Here is a 17,320-nt window from a genome sequence, read left to right as displayed (position 1 = left end):
TGTAATCCCTGTTTTGTTAATGTTCAAACTGGCCAAATTCCTGCTGCAACAGTCGGTTCTGTGCCAGACGCTCAGAAAGCGCCGGGCCAAGTCGTTCCACGATGGCAGACAGCAGCAGGTTGAAAAGGCAACTAATGGGCGCAAGAGAGTCCCAGAAATTGGCGGTATCCGTTTTTACCTGAAGCAGATCAACCGGGTAATCACGCGCCCATGGGCACCAGATATCGGTGACGAGCGCCATCGCGACCTGGCGCTCGGTGGCAATCCGGCAAAACTGCCTTGCTACGGTGGAATAGGCCCGGGTATCGGTAAGAATGACGTAAGGCCTTGAAGACTCGGAATTCAGCGACTCCAGCCAGCTGCCTGAGCTGCCATCGGCGTAGGTAACGCGCGGGCGCAAATATTCCAGATGACTGAAAAAGGTGTTGGCAATGCCGCGTGTAGACTGAATACCCAGCACGATGACCGTGTCGGCATCCGCGATTTGCTGGCTGATATGGCGGAAAGTATCCGTTTGGGCCAGCTGATAGACATAGCGAATGGCATCCAGCTCCATCTGCAGGGACTGGCTGGACAGGTCGGGCAGGGTGCGTTGCTGCTCCCAGGAATCAAGACGGTCAATAACGCCCCATTGCTTGTAGGGCGTATTGGGGACGTCGCGCAGCAGGTTTTTCACATCATCAAGGTTTTTAAACCCCAGCTTACGCAGGTAACGCCCTACGGTTATACCGCTGGTACCGGTCGCCTGGGCGATGCTGTCAGCCGTTTCAAACGGAATTTGCTCGGGATGACTTAACAGCCACGAACTAATCCGCTTTTCGCTTGGCGTTTGCAGGCTAAAAGCGGCTTCGATTTTTTTGAACAGGGCTTCGTTCGCGCTCATGTTGTCCTCAATGTTACCTGGCTGTCATTGTCTGCTGCGTTGTTAGTCAGGTAACAAGCACAATGCATGCCATATTTCTGAGGTGCATGAAAATAAGCCGCACGTCAGAGGATTCAGTAAAGGGAGTGAGAGGAGTGAATAGCCCGTCCATCAATCTGGCGCAATTAGGGTGCAACATATTTGAAACCTGCATCACATTGGGGCAACAAAATCGGCGGGAAATGTGATGCAGGTGAAGAAAACGGTTCAGCACGGCGCGGACCCGGTCAGCGCGGTTAAGGCCGTTGCGCTACGAGGTCTGAGGACAAGGCCTGAGTGGCCTGAACGGTGCGGAGACATTACTCGCCATGCTGAGGGCCAGTCAAAGACGATCGGTTTTTCAGGTCGCGTTTTGAACCTCAATGAGTGAGGTAAAGCAAAAATCAGCGGTGGCCGCGCAGGGGAAAATTCAGCGTTAAAATAACCTGTTTCTGGCGTGATTTTTTAAAAACGGCGGCCTTTTACATGCAGAAAAAATTATGGCTGACTACCGCTTCGCTAAAGTGACTTTTAAGAATGTTTACCGGCAATAAAATGGCAGTAAACACGATTCAGTCACATACTTGCTTTTTTGACTCGTTAAGTGACACATCATGATTAGCTTCGTTCGTTCTTTGTTCGCCAGCCCGGATAAATTCCTGCAGATAATGAGCCGCCAGGACATAAACGACTCCATTGCGGATGGTGAGCGCATAATTATTGATGAAAATGGCAATGCTGCCGTCAATATTCTCAGTGATGAAGTAAAGGAAGATTTCAATCGGCACGTCAATACCTTAAAGGGAGTTTGAGGTGGGAACCGCAATTTTTATGGTACTGATGGTGAGTGGTTATTGGTACACCAGCCGGGATCTGTCCAGCCGTTTCAAAATGCGTCGTTCTTCAGGATGGGATGTCTATTTTCTTGTCGCACTTTACGGCTGTATTTTTGTACTGCAGGGCGTTTTCGTCACCGCCCTTATCTGGTTTATCTTGTTTATTATTTCAAGCGTTTCCAATTTCCTGTATGCGTTTCCTGGCGATCATTTGCAACTGCAAATGAAGTTCATGAACTGGAGTTTTCTCGGTATTCAGGCCCCAGTGGTAATCATGCTGGGCTTTGCCATCCTGTTCTGTCTCTACCGGTCAAACTGGGCAGGCAGCGCACAACTGAACGTGTCAGGTCGCAAAGATCTTTATCAGAAGCTTTCACGATCCAATGGTGTTGAACAGATGCTGTTCCAGTGCATGGAAGAAGGAGAGCTGGCGTGGATCACCTTAAAATCCCGTCGTATTTATATCGGCATGGTACACGCTGCCACCTTTGAATATGAGCGCACGGCCAATATCGTGCTCATCCCGATGCTGAGCGGCTACCGCGACAGCCATACGCTGAAACTGTCGGTCGAGCACAACTACAGCAGTTGGTATGCCGAGCACGACATCACACTGGATTCTGAGCCGAAAAACGCGATGGCATTTCGAAAAGTCATCATGGTGGATCAGATTGAAAGCTTCTCACTGTTTGATCCTGCCAGCGCAACTGCACTGTCAATGGGCGAAGACCATCCGCAGAGCGTTGAGAAAAGTCGTGAAGGTGACCATTCATCCCCGCCAGACCAGCAAATTGAATAATACAGCAACACCTCTGTCCGTACGTATTCACTGCCCCATCAATGCTGTCTGAATGCAAAATAGCATTGATGATGCAGTGTGTTTGCCAATACGTATCTACGCTGTTTACTGCGTTTATCAACGAGGAAACTCTATGGCTTATCAAGGCAAAGCGTTAGTGATTGGTGCATCACGTGGCATAGGACTGGCGGTCGTCAAGGCGTTTGCGGCCAACAACTGGCAGGTCACGGCAACCCATCGCAGTGAAGTCCCCCCGCAGGGGGAAATCCCGCAGGTTGACTGGCGTCGGCTCGATATGACGCAGACCGAGGCGGTCAAGCAATTTGCGGTTGGGCTGAGCGGGCCGCCTTTTGACGCGATTCTGATCAACGCCGGCATTTACGGGCCTGCGCATCAGAAGCTGTCAGAGAGCAACGATGCTGAGCTAATCCAGCTGTTTATGACCAATGCCGTTGCGCCGATACGAACCGCAGAAATTTTGCTGCCGTTACTGAACCAGCAACACGGCGTACTGGCGTTAACCTCATCTCAACTTGCCAGCCTGAATGAGAATCGACATGCAGAAGCGCCACTTTACTCAGCCAGCAAAGCGGCTCTTAATATGCTCACGCGTTCGCTGGCCAGACCGGTGGCGGCGCAAAACGGCACGCTACTAACCCTGCATCCCGGCTGGGTCAAAACGGATATGGGAGGCGATGCGGCACCGCTCACGCCTGAAGAAAGCGCCAATGGGATTGTTACGCAGTTAACCGCCAGTCGGGGACGTGGCGGCCACCATTATCTGGACTACGCGGGCAAAACGCTTCAGTGGTGAGGTAAAGGTTGCAGTAACGCTGACGGGCTGACAGGGATAATGGCAGCCCGTCAGCGTGAAATTTTGCAACATCCACGCCCCGGCATTACACTGCGCTTTTGATTACATTGATTGAAGGTGCTTATGTCTCAGCCCTACGAGCGACAACCGCTACCCTTACCGGGTGGCCATAAAAAAGTGCTGTTGCACTCCTGCTGCGCGCCCTGTTCGGGAGAAGTCATGGAGGCGATGCTGGCATCCGGCATTGAATACACCATCTATTTCTATAATCCGAACATCCATCCGCTTAAAGAGTATGAGCTGCGCAAAGACGAAAATATCCGCTTTGCCGAAAAGTTTGGCGTGCCGTTTGTCGATGCGGACTACGATCGTGACGACTGGTTTAAACGTGCCAAAGGGATGGAGTGGGAACCGGAGCGCGGTGAGCGCTGCACCATGTGCTTCGATATGCGTTTCGAGCGCACGGCGCTGTACGCCCATGAAAATGGTTTCCCGGTGATCACAAGTTCACTGGGGATTTCCCGCTGGAAGAACATGCAGCAAATTAACGACTGCGGCGTCCGTGCTGCCGCACATTATCCCGATCTGTCCTACTGGGAATTCAACTGGCGTAAAGGCGGCGGATCGGCACGCATGATTGAAATCAGTAAGCGTGAGAGTTTTTATCAGCAGGAATATTGCGGTTGTGTTTACTCCCTACGGGATACCAATCGTCATCGCGTTGCCAGTGGTCGCGAGCGGATCCAGATTGGCGTACAGTACTATAAGCCTGATGATAACTAGTTTTTTGCTGCCACGGTTAAAGCAAGCGGACTAAATGACCAACCCCGAAGGTTTCGTTTATTCCGCTAAATAACTTCTTTTTTGGGGGGTTTTCAGCCTTACTACATACGCTGCAAGGATGGGCGTTGCTGTCGGTAACGTTCAGTCGCTGGCTTTTACGGCATACGCTAGGCGTACAGCCCATCATCTGCTTGAAGGAGCGGGTAAAAGACTGCTGACTTTCAAAGTGGTATTTAACCGCCAGGCTGATAATGGGCGCATGGCTGTATTTTAAATCATTAATACAGGCAATTAATTTCTTTCTACGGATGTAATGGGCCAGCGTTTCATTATGATAACGAGAAAATAACTTTTGTAGATACCATTTTGAATAACCCGCCTTTTCAGCAATGTCGTCAATGCTTAAGCGCTGGTCCAGATTCTTATTAATCCAGTCAGTAACAGAAATAATCACGCTCTCATTGTATTTGTTCTCATTCATAACACCCCCTTAAATTTCGAAGGTGATTGTAAATTATCCTGTGTTTCTCAAAACATTACATGCGTAAAGATTCTTAAGGAAGTGAATGGTTATTTCCTGCGATGTGGAAGTAAAGGATAAAAGATTATATTACGTTGCGATTTGTGTATTATTTGTTTACTGAATAGAGGGCATAATGAGTGATGTGATTAATTCACGCCAATAAGCATCGCGTTCATTTCCCCGTTTACCGGACAGGAATAACGCCTTCTGCGAGGGTGCAGGCACCGTCGCAGAAGGGCCATGGCTCAGAGCAGGTTGTTCTCGGCCAACTCAAGTGCAAAATAGCTGAAAATCAAATCTGCGCCAGCCCGCTTGATCGCGCCAAGGCTTTCGAGCACGACATTACGCTCATCGATGGCGCCCGCCTGGGCCGCGAATTTAATCATCGCGTACTCACCACTAACCTGATAGGCCGCCAGCGGAAGTTCGGTGCGCTCGCGGATATCGCGCAGAATGTCCAGATAGGCTCCGGCCGGTTTAACCATCAGTGCATCGGCACCTTCAGCCGCGTCAATTAGCGACTCGCGAATAGCCTCACGACGATTCATCGGGTTCATCTGATAGGTTTTACGATCGCCTTTCAGGGCCGTACCTGCCGCTTCCCGGAAGGGGCCATAGAAGGATGATGCAAACTTGGTGGAATAAGACATGATCGCTGTCTGGGTAAAGCCTGCGGCGTCCAGCGCCTGGCGTATCGCCTGAACCTGGCCATCCATTGCGGCAGAAGGCGCGATAAAGTCGGCCCCCGCCGCCGCCGCCACAACGGCCTGCTTGCCTAGATTGATCAGGGTGGCATCGTTATCGACGCCGTGGTCACACAGCACGCCACAGTGGCCGTGGCTGGTGTATTCGCAGAAGCAGGTATCCGACATCACGATCATTTCAGGCACGGTGTCTTTGCAGATTTTCGACATACGCGCCACCAGGCCGTTTTCATTCCACGCATCGCTGCCGGTCGCGTCGGTATGATGGGAAATCCCGAAGGTCATGACCGAGCGAATGCCCGCCTTAGCGATACGTTCAATTTCATAGGCAAGACGTTTTTCAGGAATACGTCTTACGCCAGGCATGGCCTGAATATCTTTATAGTCATCAACACCTTCCTCAACAAAAATGGGCAGGGCCAAATCGTTCAGGCTAAGGCTGGACTCCTGAAACATTGCACGCATTGACGCGCTGGCGCGCAATCTTCTGGGACGTTGGGTAAGGGAAAAATCAGACATAGACACTCACGTAGCCAGTTTAAATAAGACGCACAGTCTACTCCGATTAGGTGCAGGCGATGAAGGTTTGTGTGCGGTGTGCAGAGGCAGCAAAAGATTCTCCCGCCTCAGGGGCGGGAGAGAGGGGCGTTACTCGTTGATATTTGGGTGCTGTTCAACCAGATTTTTACGTTTGGCTTCCAGGCGGGCCATCTCGGCGTCGATATCTTCGATTTTCTGCTCGATGTTATCGTGATGCTCCTGCAGAATTTCGCGCGCTTCTTCCATGTCAGAGGCGGCGGGAGTTGCACCTTTCAGGGGCTTATTCGCCGTCTCTTTCATGTAGAGGCCGGTAATCAGGCCAATGACTGCAACCACCATCAGATAGTAAGCGGGCATATAAAGGTTATTGGTCGATTCTACCAGCCAGGCCGCTAACGTTGGCGTCAGGCCTGCAATCAGTACCGATATGTTGAAGGCGCTGGCTAATGCACTGTAGCGAATGTGCGTCGGAAACATAGCAGGCAGTGACGAAGCCATCACGCCGGTAAAGGCATTAAGGATAACGGCCAGCAGCAACAACCCAGCGAAAATCATTCCCAGCATGCCACTGTTGATCATCATGAAGGCCGGAATGGCGAAGATCATCAGGGCGATACTGCCGATAATCACAAACGGACGACGGCCAAAGCGGTCGCTCAGCAGCCCCATCACGGGCTGGACAAACAGCATGCCCATCATGATGGCGATGATAATCAGCACGCCATGATCTTCAGAGTAGTGCAGGTTGTGCGACAGGTAACTTGGCATGTAGGTCAGCAACATGTAATAGGTCACGTTGGTTGCAATAACCAGACCGATACAGGCTAGCAGGCTACGCCAGTGTTTCGTGGCGATTTCTTTGAAAGAGACTTTCGGGCCGTCACGCAGGCCTTCGCGATCGCCTTGTTCCAGTTTGTCGACGTGCTGCTGGAACGCGGGGGTTTCTTCCAGGGCATGGCGTAAATACAGGCCAATAATACCCAGTGGCAGGGCCAGGAAGAACGGAAGACGCCATCCCCACGCAAGGAAGTTCTCTTCGCCGATGATGGTAGAGATTAAGACGACGACGCCCGCGCCCAGCACGAAGCCGGCGATAGAACCGAAGTCCAGCCAGCTTCCCATAAAGCCGCGCTTACGGTCAGGCGAATACTCGGCCACAAAGATAGAGGCACCGGTATATTCCCCACCGACTGAGAAGCCCTGGGCCATTTTGGCCAACAGCAGCAGAACCGGCGCCCAGATGCCAATGGAGGCATAGGAGGGAATCAGGCCGATACAGAAGGTACTGACCGACATAATGACGATGGTAATCGACAGGATTTTCTGACGACCATATTTATCCCCCAGCATGCCGAAAAACAGGCCGCCTAAAGGACGAATCAGGAAAGGAACGGAGAAGGTTGCCAGTGCGGCAATCATTTGAATCCCTGGAGAGGCATCCGGAAAAAACACCTTACCTAAGGCATAAGCCACAAAGCCATAAACACCAAAATCAAACCACTCCATGGCGTTACCCAAAGAGGCGGCGGTAATGGCTTTACGTAAACGGGAATCATCAATGATGGTGACATCATCTATCCCAATCGGTTTTACACGCTTCCTACGCAATTTCATAGAATTACCCTGTAATGGAACATGAAAGTCCTCAACGGCGCGAACCGAAAACAGCGTTCAGACCGCTGCGTTGAGGAAATTTAAGCATAGCCGTAAAACAGCATTATCTGTCGATCCATCAAAACAACAAATACTGTTGTTATCTGATTTATCGGCCGCAGAGTATAACGTTTTTGTGTGATATTTGTCATGTTTGACCTGAAAACGAACAATTTTACCGGTGGTTTATAGCAGCCCCTGAAGCGAAAAAAAGTCAGGTTCTGCGCGCGTTTGCGTGTTAAGTGAGCGCTGCGGTTTGAGCTCACTCAGCCGTCTGGCTTAAAGCTATTAATAAAGATTAAGGATTGGGCGGGTTAAGGTTTGAGGCTTGCCTATCAGAACGCCTTCGGCAATACTCTTTCACCTTGATTTGTAGGAAGAATGTCAAGGAAAGCACCCCTTACTTGCCAGAGCCCTTGGGTGGCGCAGATAGATAGTGTAGAAAGAAAATTAATGAATTCTTCTGAGGTGCCCACGGCTTCCCGGTCTCCTGAGGCGCAGCTCAGTTCTGGATGGCTTAGCTGCCGCACGAAATACTGGATTGACCGCCTGGCTCAATTGAGCGAAGCACTACAAACATCGACCGTGACAGGTAAGCAACGCTCGGAATACGAGGAGTGCCAGCAACTGTTGCAGCAGTCGATGCCTACGCTGCAACGGCTGAATCAGCGCGCCAGTGCGCCTGTTGAGCACGTCATTCAACAGGAAGAGGCCATTGCGGTGGCAATGCGGGCGGCGAGTAAGCAGCGTGCAGCACAGCGAAAAGCGCGTTGATTTAGCGCTTCTTCGCCGTCATTGTGCCGCGTGCGTCAGTAAGTTGCGGCTCAGGTGTTTTCAACCTCAACCGGCAAATGACCATATTGTTTCATCCACGCCACGATCGTGGGGTTATCCATGGGCCTGGCGTAAAAATAGCCCTGGATAAAGGTGACACCATGCTGCTGTAAATAGCGGAACTGCATTGCCGTTTCGACGCCTTCTCCCAATACCTGCAGCTTCAGTTTATGGCTCAGACTGATAATGGCGTCCAGCACCGGCGTTTCCCCCTCCAGGGATTCGATGGCATTGATAAAACCCTGATCGATTTTTAGGTAGTCCAGCGTAAAGGTTTGCAGGTAACTCAGAGAGCAGTGCCCCGTACCAAAGTCATCAATAGCGACTTTCATGCCTGCCTGACGCAGTTGCGCCAGCTTAGCCGCGACAAGGCTCCCTTCTTTGATCAGGCTCCGCTCCGTCAGTTCCAGAGTAATGTTGAATTCGGTTCTCGCCATCCTGTCAGCAAAATTAAGCATATCGTCAACAAAATCCGGGTGCTGAAGATGCTCGGCAGCCACGTTAATCGCCAGATGAAAGCCGGGGTTAGGCGCCCAGCTTTGCGTGTCTTCAACGATCAACGCCATCAAATGATGGGTAATCGGGATAATCATCCCTTCCGCTTCTGCGGCGGTAATAAAGGTGTCCGGGCGCACGCTGTTACCGTTGGGCAGAGTCCAGCGCAACAGGGCTTCTGCGCCCGTGCAACGTTGCAGCGTGCAGCTGTAGGTAGGTTGATAATGCACGCTGAACTGACGGGACTGAATGGCGCGACGAATTTCATCTCCCCAGGAAAAACGTCTGCGAAGCCAGGAGGCGGTAAGAATCATAAACAGCACGGAAAAAATCGCCGCCATCGGCATAAACACGAAAAGAAGCTGCGTCCATGTTTTAACCAGCTCAGCACCGGGCGCTATCAGGGTGACCTTGATGCTATAGCGGGAAGAGGTGGCATGATAGACCTGAGGCTTAAGCCACCTGTCGTCGGCCATTTCACGATCGCCTGACACGATTGGCGCACCGTTACTAAAACGCATGGTTATCTGATAATGATGCGTACTGCCCAGCGCGCTCATAAAATCAATAAGATACTGCCCTTCAACCATCACCCAGAGGGCTCTGCCAGCTGCCAGCTGGCGCACAAATATCACGGCAGGTCGGTCTGGCACGATGTAAGAACCCGCGATGGACAGGCTCCACCAGTCTTTGCCGGTCACGGGCGGGGCGACGCCAATCATGGCTTTAAGCGTAGCGGGCTTGTTACCGTAGGCAGAAGAGCAGCTTACCGTGTTACTTTCCAGTTTGCCGATACCGCGAAAATAGGGATGGAGAGTGCTATTAACCCGTAGCGTATTTTCTATCTTTTCACAGGGTTGGTACTCATACTGGCGCAGCCAGGCGATCATGCTCCAGGCGTTATCGCTGATTTTTTCTGCCTGAGACAGTAAGGTCGCGGCCGTATCAATTTGCTGTTCTTTTACTGTTTTTCTGGCATCAATTATCGTGAACAACAACCCCAGGAGCAGCGGCAATAGTCCTGCGAGGACAATGAGCGATTTGGCATGCTCATGTTTTCTTTTTATTAGCGGCACCGTAAAAACCTCTGAATCGTGATCGTGTTTTGAGAGGTGCTAAGGGTTAATGCAGCATAGCACGCCAGTTCACGCCGCTGGTGAACGGTCGGAAATCCCTTATTCTCCGATATGGTCAATTATCGACCTGGCAGGCAATTAATTGACAAAAAATTCATGCTATTAGTGAATGCTCACACATTAGTTTGATGGCGGCTGTAAACCGGTCGTGGAAAAGGTGAGCTTGGGGGTGTCCTGAAAAGGGTGCCGCAGCGAAGCCGTGGGAGGAGTAATCCAAAACACGGCAGCCAGAAGGGAGAGAAATGAGAACCCTCTTGTTACCTGGAAAGCGCGGCTGACCAACTGATGACGCGCCATAAATATGAGTACAGCAACCTGTCTAAACTACCCTTTGCCCCGACAGCATAACGACGTCGGGGCAACAACGTTTAGTCCTGGAAATAGATCTGCTTCAGGGCAACTTCGACGCCGCGCAGTTCTGCAAGCCCTTTAAGGCGGCCAATGGCGGAATAGCCTGGGTTGGTGCGCTTACGCAAGTCATCCAGCATCTGGTGACCATGATCGGGGCGCATCGGGATGGCTCGCTGTTCGCCCGCCCTACGGCGACGCTGCTCCTCGGCCAGGATCACTTTGATGACGCCAACCATATCCACATCGCCTGTCAGATGGGCCGCCTCGTGGAAGCTGTTGGGGTTCGTTTCTCGCTTTGTTGCCCGCAGGTGCACAAAGTTAATGCGGTCGGCATAGGTTTCTGCCATCTCGATAAGGGCATTATCCTCACGTACGCCGTAGGAACCGGTACAGAAACAGAATCCGTTATGCAGGCTGTCTACCGTTTCTTTCAGCCACTGCATGTCCTCTTGCGTGGAGATAATGCGCGGCAGGCCAAGAATTGGACGGGGAGGATCATCAGGATGGACGGCCAGCTTAATGCCGACTTCTTCCGCCACCGGCACGATGGCGCGCAGAAAGGTGGCCATATGCTCGCGCAGCCTGGCTTTATCAATACCGTCGTATTGCGCCAGCTGTGCCTGAAATTGTTCGAGCGTATAACCCTCTTCTGCACCGGGTAAGCCTGCGATGATGTTGCGCACCAGCGTGGCTTTCTCTTCCTCGGTCATGGCGGCGAAACGCGTTGCGGCGGCCTGTTGTTCGGCGGCGCTGTAATCTTTTTCCGCGCCGGGGCGTTGTAACAGATGCAGTTCAAACGCGGCAAAGGCATCGGCATCAAAGCGCAGCGCTTTAGCGCCGTCCGGCAGTTCCCAGGCCAGATCGGTACGCGTCCAGTCCAGAACCGGCATAAAGTTATAGCATACGGTATCAATCCCGCACGCTGCCAGGTTGCGAATTGACTGCTGATAATTGGCGATGTAGTGCTGATAATCGCCGCGTTGGGTCTTAATCGTTTCGTGCACAGGAATGCTTTCAACGACTGACCAGGTAAGACCTTTTTCCGCCAGCAGCGCCTGACGCGCTTTGATTTCGGCTACAGGCCACACTTCTCCGTTAGGGATGTGGTGAAGTGCTGTGACAATTCCTGTTGCACCTGCCTGGCGGGCATCGTCAAGTGACACAGGATCGTTCGGGCCGTACCAGCGCCATGTATGTTCCATTATTGCTCCTTGTTGGACGTGTGGCCCAGTGGTCAGGCCGCTGGACCAAGAGTAAGATAGCGCGTAAATTAAGGCCGTGATCCGGATCGCAGCAATATAAATACGTATCATCTGATGCCCGAAAGGCGGCCTGCAACAGGAGAGAGTTATGGGGTTAGCGGTACTGAAAACTGAGCGGCTTTATCGGCAAATTGCTAATGCCATCATTGCGGGCATTCATGGCGGCGATTTCGTGCCGGGCGGGGCGCTGCCGCCCGAACGGGAACTGGCCCGACAACTGGGCGTCAGTCGTTCATCGGTGCGTGAAGCCCTGATAGCGCTGGAGATGACGGGTTACGTCAGCATCCACACCGGTACGGGGGTTTTTGTCGCTCAGACCTTACCGCAACCTTCAGCAGGCAAAGAAACCGAGAACTTCAGCCTGCAGGATCTGCTACAGGCGCGCGAAGCCTATGAGAGCATGCTGGCGGGCATGGCGGCGCGAAACGGCAGTGAGGCCCAGCGTCAGCAGCTGCTGTCCCTGAGCGCAGCGCTCCAGGCATTTAATGAAAACGACGCGGCTTTCATCGAGCAGGATAAAGGCTTTCATCTGCTGATTAGCGAGATGAGCGGCAATGATCTGTTGCGGGAAATGATGGAAAATCTGTGGAACAAACGCGACAGCGCCCATTTCCGCCGGCTGGAACGTCATTATGCCGACAATACCTTTGCAGATGAAATGAACGCGGACCATCAGCGCATCGCCGAGGCAATTGCGTCCGGTGATGAGCAGGCTGCACAGGCGGCGATGAGAGATCATCTGCAGCATGTGCAGCAGCGTTTACTTGGTTAACAGCCGCGAAGGCTTGGGGCGGCCGGTTCCCAGCATAATGGCCAGACGGCTCCCGCCCGGGGTAGTTTCCATTAAAATTTTAGTGATGCTGGTCAGAGGAACGGACAGCAGCATACCGACCGGGCCCAGCAGCCAGCCCCAAAATATCAATGACAGAAACACCACCAATGTTGATAAGCCCAGACCGCGCCCCATGATGCGTGGCTCAAGCATATTGCCGAAAACCATGTGAATGGCAGTAAACAGCGCCGCCACCATTGCCGCGTCAAACACGCTGTTGAGCAGCAGCGCCTGCAGGAAAGGAGGAATACCGGCAATAATCGGCCCGATATTGGGAATAAAGTTAAGGATAAAGGCCACCACGCCCCACAGTAACGCAAATTTCACGTCCAGCAGGTAGAGCGTCAGCCAGACCGCGATGCCGGTGATCAGGCTGATTAGCGTCTTCAGTGCCAGATAATGCGTCACCCCTTTTAAGGCCTTGTGTAAACCGGCGATACGAATTTTGGGGTTCACAAACGAGTTACGCATTTTATAAGGCAGATGGTGCACCTCAAACAGCATAAAGACCACGGTGAGGATCAGTAACACGGTATTGGTCATCGCGCCTGAAAAGCCACTCAGCGCCACACTGGCCAGATTCATAACGGTATTGGGGTCGAAACGCTGAACCAGGGCATCGGTTGAGATATTGAGATGGATGCTGGCTGCCAGATGCTGAACCACCGCCATTTTCTTTTCCATAATGGTGCGCAGTTGAGGATAGAGGTCGGAAAACTCACTCATCGAGCTTGCCAGTATGGCTCCCAGCAGCAGAATCACGATAAAAATCACCGTAATCACCAGGGTAATCGCCAACCCCCGCCGCAGCCCGCGCCGCATCAGTATCGTGACTAACGGATTCAGTACGATGGCAAAAAAGGCCGCCAGAAGTAACGGGACCAGAATGTCGGAGGCCGCTCTTATCCCGGCAAGGATAATCACCAGCATCGCGAGTTTGATTAAGATATTTTGTCCAATTTTTTCCTGCTGTAACGCGTTCATTCTGTATCTCTGCGCATAAATAACTGATGAAAGTGTAGTTGAAGGAAAAGTAACGGTCTGATTTGTTGAGGGAAACGGTAAATCAGGCGAGTTTTTTACCCGATAAATGGCGGAATAAGCCGGATTTCCTGCTGTGTTGCCGTCTGGGTGTTAAAGGATTCTGGGGCGGATCCAGTGAGAAAGCTGTCGGAGACATCAAGAGCAGGGGGCCTGAGCGCACAGGCGGTCACCCGCAACGACTGCGTCGCGGGCGAATGTGGCAGGATTACAATGACTGTGCGGATTCGCCCTCTTCTACTTCTTCACGTGCCGGCTTGTCTGCGCCAGGAATGAGAAGATTCAGGACAATGGCGACCAGGCCGCCGGTGGTGGCCGCGGAGCCAAACAGATTCTCAAACATGGGCGGCAGATGGGAAAGCGAAGCGGGAACGGATTCGATTCCCAGCCCGAAACTAAACGCCAGACCGACAATCAGTATTTCCCTGCGCGTTAGCGGAGCCTGGCTTAGGATGCGAATCCCCGCCGTGACGACGCAGCCGAACATCACCATCGTGGCTCCCCCCAGCACCGGTGTGGGAATCTGACGCAGTGCTTCGCTGAAAGGCGGAAACAGCCCCAGCAGGATAAGAATGACGCCGACGTAACGGCCGACAAAACGACTCGCCACGCCCGTCATCTGGATCACGCCGTTATTTTGCGCAAAGGTGGTGTTGGGAAAGGCGCTCAGCATCGCCGCAATCATGCAGCTCAGTCCGTCTGCCAGAATGCCGCCCTTGAGACGGGCGCTAAAGGTCTTGTCGGTAATAGATTTACCGGAAATCAGGCTGTTAGCAGTAAGATCGCCCACCGCCTCGATGATGCAGACCAGAGAGACCAGCACCACCGGAATGAAAAGCGTACTGTTGAAGTGAAAGCCAAACGGAAACAGAGAGGGTAAACGAAAGACGCTCTCGCCCAGATCGTGAACCTGAAATTTGCCACTCAGGGCAGCGGCAATACAGCCTGCTGCAATGCCGGCCACGACCGATGAAAGGCGTAGCCAGCGGTTACCGGAGCAGCTCAGCACAACGATGACGCCAAGCGTTAACGCACCCAGCGCCAGGTTACTGAGGCTGGCAAAATCCTGGGCTTTCTCACCACCGCACCAGTTAATCACACTGACTTTGATCAGGCTGATACCAATCAGCGCAATCACGCTCCCCGTCACCACCGGCGTAAAGACCCGCTTTAAGGTATCGATGAAGCGGCTGACGATGACCGGCACCAGCGCCGCGACAAAGTTGACGCCAAACAGCATCGCCATGATGTCTTCTGGACTGCCGCCCTGTGCTTTGACCCACAGGCCGCCGGAGATGGCCACACCAAGAAAGGCAAAACTGGTGCCCTGCATGCATATCATGCCGGCACCTATGCCCCATACCCGGTTTGACTGCAGAAACGTCCCGATGCCGGAGGCAAGGAGCGACATGCTGATCAAATAAGGCAGCCACGCATCCAGACCCAGCGCCGTGCCGATCAGCAACGGGGGCGTAATAATGCCAACCAGGCCCGCCAGCACATGCTGTGAAGCGCTGAAGAAAGCCTGGAGTGGTGGGATTCGCTGGTCCAGTCCGTACAGTAAGCCGCTGTTTTTTGGGTCAGACATGATTATCTCTTTCGGGTGCAGGGAGGTCCGACGATATTGCATAAAGCAGGCCAGGTTTTGCGTTGTGTCGAGGGATCTCATAAATAATGCTAATAATCATAAAGATAGACCGTTACCCTGCGATGCAGGAAAGGCGGTAAGCTGTGAAACACATGATTCCTGATTTGCAATCAGGAAATTATTGGTTCAGAAAATGGCCGTGGTTGAGGGATTTTGCACCACTGTCGTGCACCAGTTTGGCTTAAGGGCGTTGCGCCAGCAGAGTGAACCTTGTCAAAGGCAGGCTGAGGGCAAGAGGTGCGTAAAAAGAAATATTCATTTCACTATGCGATTTAATGAAACTTAAAAGGAAGGCGGTGTTTTGTCTCTCCCTGCTTATTTTGACGCCTGACCGGGAAGGGACGACCGCATCAGTGCAGGCTTCACGCTGGCGCTTGTCGTCACAGCATACAGGCACTAACTTCCCCCCAGACAAGTCATGTACAGCCATTGCTGGCGAGCCGTTCAGAGCGACATGCAAAAATGCGATCTGCCCCGCTAAAAAGTAATTTTTCAAAAATATTTATTTGAAAAATTTATTCCATTGTAATAGCTTCTCAGCATGCTTTTGGCTTTTCCTGCCCAGCCAGCATGCCACTTCTTGTGCTTTGCCTGCTGGAACCGTACATACCAAAGAGGCAACATCATGACTATCGTAGGAAATTTTATTGGCGGTAAAACCACGTTCAGTGCCAGCAACGAAACCATTCCTGTGTTCGATCCGGCAACCGGCAAGGTGATCCGTGAACTTACCCAATGCAGCGCAGACGAAGTGGCCCAGGCAATCGACGTGGCGCATGCAGCCTTTCCTGCCTGGTCCAAAACCGCCCCGCTTCGCCGCGCACGCGTGATGTTCAACTTTAAAGCCTTAATGGAACAACATCGTGATGAGCTGGCGGCGCTGATCGTGTCCGAGCACGGCAAAGTCTGGTCTGATGCGTTGGGTGAACTGACGCGCGGGATTGAGGTGATTGAGTTCGCCTGCGGCATTCCTCACCTGCTTAAGGGGGAGAACTCGCCTAACGTGGGCGGCGGCGTAGACAGCTACTCGCTCATGCAGCCGGTCGGCGTGGTTGCAGGGATTACCCCCTTCAATTTCCCCGCCATGGTGCCACTGTGGATGTTCCCTATTGCCCTGGCCTGCGGCAACACCTTTGTACTTAAACCCCCGGCGCTGGATCCGTCTGCCGCCGTGCGCATGGCGGAGTTACTGAAAGAAGCGGGCCTGCCGGATGGCGTTTTCAACGTGGTACACAGTTCGAATGAGAATGCAGAACAGCTTTACAAAGATCCCCGTATCGCGGCCGTTAGCTTTGTGGGTTCGTCGGGTGTGGCTGAGCACATTTACAAAACGGCCAGCGCGCACGGCAAACGCGTGCAGGCATTTGGCGCGGCCAAAAACCACGCTATCGTCATGCCTGATGCTGACCTGGACGCCACGGTCAATGCCATCATGGGGGGCGCATTTGGCTCGGCGGGTGAACGCTGCATGGCGTTGCCTGTCGTGGTCGCAGTAGGCGATGACACCGCCGATAAACTGATTTCGCGCCTGACGCCGCTGATTAAAGCATTACGCGTCGGGCCGGGCATGAGTAAGGGCAGTGACGAGAATGAAATGGGGCCTGTCGTTTCGGCCGCCCATCAGAAGAAAGTGCTGGGTTATATCGACATCGGCGAGCAGGAAGGGGCAACGCTGGTTGTGGATGGTCGTCACCAGAAGGTTGCAGGTTATGAGGACGGCTACTATGTCGGTGGAACGTTATTCGATCACGTAACCCCAGAGATGGTGATCTGGCGTGAAGAAATCTTTGGCCCGGTGCTGAGCATCATGCGCGCGCCGGATTACGACAGTGCGCTGAAACTGGTTAACAGTCACGAATTCGGCAACGGCAGCGCCATTTTTACCAGTAATGGTCACACGGCGCGTGAATTTGTCCAAAACGTCGAAGCCGGAATGGTCGGCGTCAACGTGCCCGTGCCGGTGCCAATGGCATTCCACAGTTTTGGTGGCTGGAAGCGCTCGGTGTTTGGCGCACTGAATGTCCACGGTCCGGACGGCGTACGTTTTTATACGCGCATGAAAACAGCGACCGTCCGTTGGCCGAGCGGCCAGCAAACGGTTTCTGAATTCAGTATGCCGACGTTGGGTTGAGTGGGCGCTGAGTGACAGCGTATTGACGATAAAGGGC

At 52.8% G+C, this 17,320-nt stretch carries 15 protein-coding genes; 7 read left to right on the top strand and 8 right to left on the bottom strand.

Annotated features, from left to right (window positions below; genetic code table 11):
* Positions 1-16: 16 nt before the first annotated feature.
* Positions 17-883, bottom strand: a complete 867-nt coding sequence (locus NYE92_RS13595) for a MurR/RpiR family transcriptional regulator (protein ID WP_013027592.1) — start codon at positions 881-883, stop codon at positions 17-19.
* Positions 884-1,515: 632 nt separating this feature from the next.
* On the opposite strand from NYE92_RS13595, the gene NYE92_RS13590 reads away from it, so the two are divergent.
* From NYE92_RS13590 to NYE92_RS13575, 4 genes are all read left to right on the top strand, one after another.
* On the top strand, positions 1,516-1,713 hold the full coding sequence (locus NYE92_RS13590) for a hypothetical protein (RefSeq protein WP_013027591.1): 198 nt from the start codon (positions 1,516-1,518) through the stop codon (positions 1,711-1,713).
* 1 nt (position 1,714) lies between these two features.
* Complete coding sequence (locus NYE92_RS13585) at positions 1,715-2,536, top strand: hypothetical protein (RefSeq protein WP_013027590.1); 822 nt, start codon at positions 1,715-1,717, stop codon at positions 2,534-2,536.
* A 133-nt stretch (positions 2,537-2,669) separates the two neighbouring features.
* Positions 2,670-3,350 carry an SDR family oxidoreductase gene (locus tag NYE92_RS13580; RefSeq protein ID WP_014604816.1) on the top strand — a complete coding sequence of 227 codons (681 nt, stop codon included), beginning with the start codon at positions 2,670-2,672 and terminating at the stop codon, positions 3,348-3,350.
* Positions 3,351-3,473: 123 nt separating this feature from the next.
* Complete coding sequence (locus tag NYE92_RS13575; protein WP_014594818.1) at positions 3,474-4,133, top strand: epoxyqueuosine reductase QueH; 660 nt, start codon at positions 3,474-3,476, stop codon at positions 4,131-4,133.
* 16 nt (positions 4,134-4,149) lie between these two features.
* Here NYE92_RS13575 and NYE92_RS13570 read toward each other — a convergent pair whose 3' ends face one another.
* The 3 genes from NYE92_RS13570 to proP all read right to left on the bottom strand — a co-directional run bounded on the left by NYE92_RS13570 (position 4,150) and on the right by proP (position 7,514).
* Positions 4,150-4,614 (bottom strand): helix-turn-helix domain-containing protein, encoded by a 465-nt coding sequence (locus NYE92_RS13570; RefSeq protein ID WP_013027587.1) that lies wholly within the window; start codon positions 4,612-4,614, stop codon positions 4,150-4,152.
* Between the two features lie 287 nt (positions 4,615-4,901).
* Positions 4,902-5,879, bottom strand: a complete 978-nt coding sequence (gene hemB, locus NYE92_RS13565; protein WP_014594817.1) for a porphobilinogen synthase — start codon at positions 5,877-5,879, stop codon at positions 4,902-4,904.
* Between the two features lie 129 nt (positions 5,880-6,008).
* A complete protein-coding gene (proP, locus tag NYE92_RS13560; protein ID WP_013027585.1) occupies positions 6,009-7,514 on the bottom strand; it encodes a glycine betaine/L-proline transporter ProP in 1,506 nt (501 codons plus the stop codon).
* 492 nt (positions 7,515-8,006) lie between these two features.
* On the opposite strand from proP, the gene NYE92_RS13555 reads away from it, so the two are divergent.
* Positions 8,007-8,327: a hypothetical protein gene (locus NYE92_RS13555; protein WP_013027584.1), complete on the top strand. Its 321-nt coding sequence runs from the start codon at positions 8,007-8,009 to the stop codon at positions 8,325-8,327.
* Positions 8,328-8,377: 50 nt separating this feature from the next.
* Here the strand turns inward: NYE92_RS13555 and NYE92_RS13550 are convergent, their stop codons facing one another.
* A complete protein-coding gene (locus NYE92_RS13550) occupies positions 8,378-9,958 on the bottom strand; it encodes an EAL domain-containing protein (protein ID WP_013027583.1) in 1,581 nt (526 codons plus the stop codon).
* A 428-nt stretch (positions 9,959-10,386) separates the two neighbouring features.
* A complete protein-coding gene (gene uxuA, locus NYE92_RS13545; protein WP_014604819.1) occupies positions 10,387-11,571 on the bottom strand; it encodes a mannonate dehydratase in 1,185 nt (394 codons plus the stop codon).
* A gap of 148 nt (positions 11,572-11,719) precedes the next feature.
* Between uxuA and NYE92_RS13540 the strand changes: the two genes are divergently transcribed.
* On the top strand, positions 11,720-12,403 hold the full coding sequence (locus tag NYE92_RS13540) for a FadR/GntR family transcriptional regulator (protein WP_013027581.1): 684 nt from the start codon (positions 11,720-11,722) through the stop codon (positions 12,401-12,403).
* On the opposite strand, the gene NYE92_RS13535 is transcribed toward NYE92_RS13540, so the two are convergent.
* Positions 12,392-13,447: an AI-2E family transporter gene (locus tag NYE92_RS13535; RefSeq protein WP_013027580.1), complete on the bottom strand. Its 1,056-nt coding sequence runs from the start codon at positions 13,445-13,447 to the stop codon at positions 12,392-12,394. The genes NYE92_RS13540 and NYE92_RS13535 overlap by 12 nt on opposite strands.
* Before the next feature lie 265 nt (positions 13,448-13,712).
* Positions 13,713-15,092, bottom strand: coding sequence for a nucleobase:cation symporter-2 family protein (locus NYE92_RS13530; RefSeq protein ID WP_028715893.1), 1,380 nt, complete (start codon positions 15,090-15,092; stop codon positions 13,713-13,715).
* 685 nt (positions 15,093-15,777) lie between these two features.
* On the opposite strand from NYE92_RS13530, the gene NYE92_RS13525 reads away from it, so the two are divergent.
* The gene (locus tag NYE92_RS13525) at positions 15,778-17,283 is read left to right on the top strand and encodes a CoA-acylating methylmalonate-semialdehyde dehydrogenase (protein ID WP_014604821.1); all 1,506 of its coding nucleotides are present in this window, start codon (positions 15,778-15,780) and stop codon (positions 17,281-17,283) included.
* The last annotated feature ends 37 nt before the right edge of the window (positions 17,284-17,320 follow it).

Origin of the sequence: Pantoea sp. B566, assembly GCF_024793925.1 — a bacterium.
GTDB lineage: Bacteria > Pseudomonadota > Gammaproteobacteria > Enterobacterales > Enterobacteriaceae > Pantoea > Pantoea ananatis.
Note: the sequence above shows the minus strand (reverse complement) of the source record. Positions and strands in the feature narration are given on the sequence as shown.

What these genes read in the sequence shown, in the direction of transcription:
- NYE92_RS13595 (WP_013027592.1), bottom strand. Translation starts at nt 883, where the DNA reads ATGAGCGCGAACGAAGCCCTGTTCAAAAAAATCGAAGCCGCTTTTAGC.
- NYE92_RS13590 (WP_013027591.1), top strand. Translation starts at nt 1,516, where the DNA reads ATGATTAGCTTCGTTCGTTCTTTGTTCGCCAGCCCGGATAAATTCCTG.
- NYE92_RS13580 (WP_014604816.1), top strand. Translation starts at nt 2,670, where the DNA reads ATGGCTTATCAAGGCAAAGCGTTAGTGATTGGTGCATCACGTGGCATA.
- NYE92_RS13575 (WP_014594818.1), top strand. Translation starts at nt 3,474, where the DNA reads ATGTCTCAGCCCTACGAGCGACAACCGCTACCCTTACCGGGTGGCCAT.
- NYE92_RS13570 (WP_013027587.1), bottom strand. Translation starts at nt 4,614, where the DNA reads ATGAATGAGAACAAATACAATGAGAGCGTGATTATTTCTGTTACTGAC.
- hemB (WP_014594817.1), bottom strand. Translation starts at nt 5,879, where the DNA reads ATGTCTGATTTTTCCCTTACCCAACGTCCCAGAAGATTGCGCGCCAGC.
- proP (WP_013027585.1), bottom strand. Translation starts at nt 7,514, where the DNA reads ATGAAATTGCGTAGGAAGCGTGTAAAACCGATTGGGATAGATGATGTC.
- NYE92_RS13555 (WP_013027584.1), top strand. Translation starts at nt 8,007, where the DNA reads ATGAATTCTTCTGAGGTGCCCACGGCTTCCCGGTCTCCTGAGGCGCAG.
- uxuA (WP_014604819.1), bottom strand. Translation starts at nt 11,571, where the DNA reads ATGGAACATACATGGCGCTGGTACGGCCCGAACGATCCTGTGTCACTT.
- NYE92_RS13540 (WP_013027581.1), top strand. Translation starts at nt 11,720, where the DNA reads ATGGGGTTAGCGGTACTGAAAACTGAGCGGCTTTATCGGCAAATTGCT.
- NYE92_RS13535 (WP_013027580.1), bottom strand. Translation starts at nt 13,447, where the DNA reads ATGAACGCGTTACAGCAGGAAAAAATTGGACAAAATATCTTAATCAAA.
- NYE92_RS13530 (WP_028715893.1), bottom strand. Translation starts at nt 15,092, where the DNA reads ATGTCTGACCCAAAAAACAGCGGCTTACTGTACGGACTGGACCAGCGA.
- NYE92_RS13525 (WP_014604821.1), top strand. Translation starts at nt 15,778, where the DNA reads ATGACTATCGTAGGAAATTTTATTGGCGGTAAAACCACGTTCAGTGCC.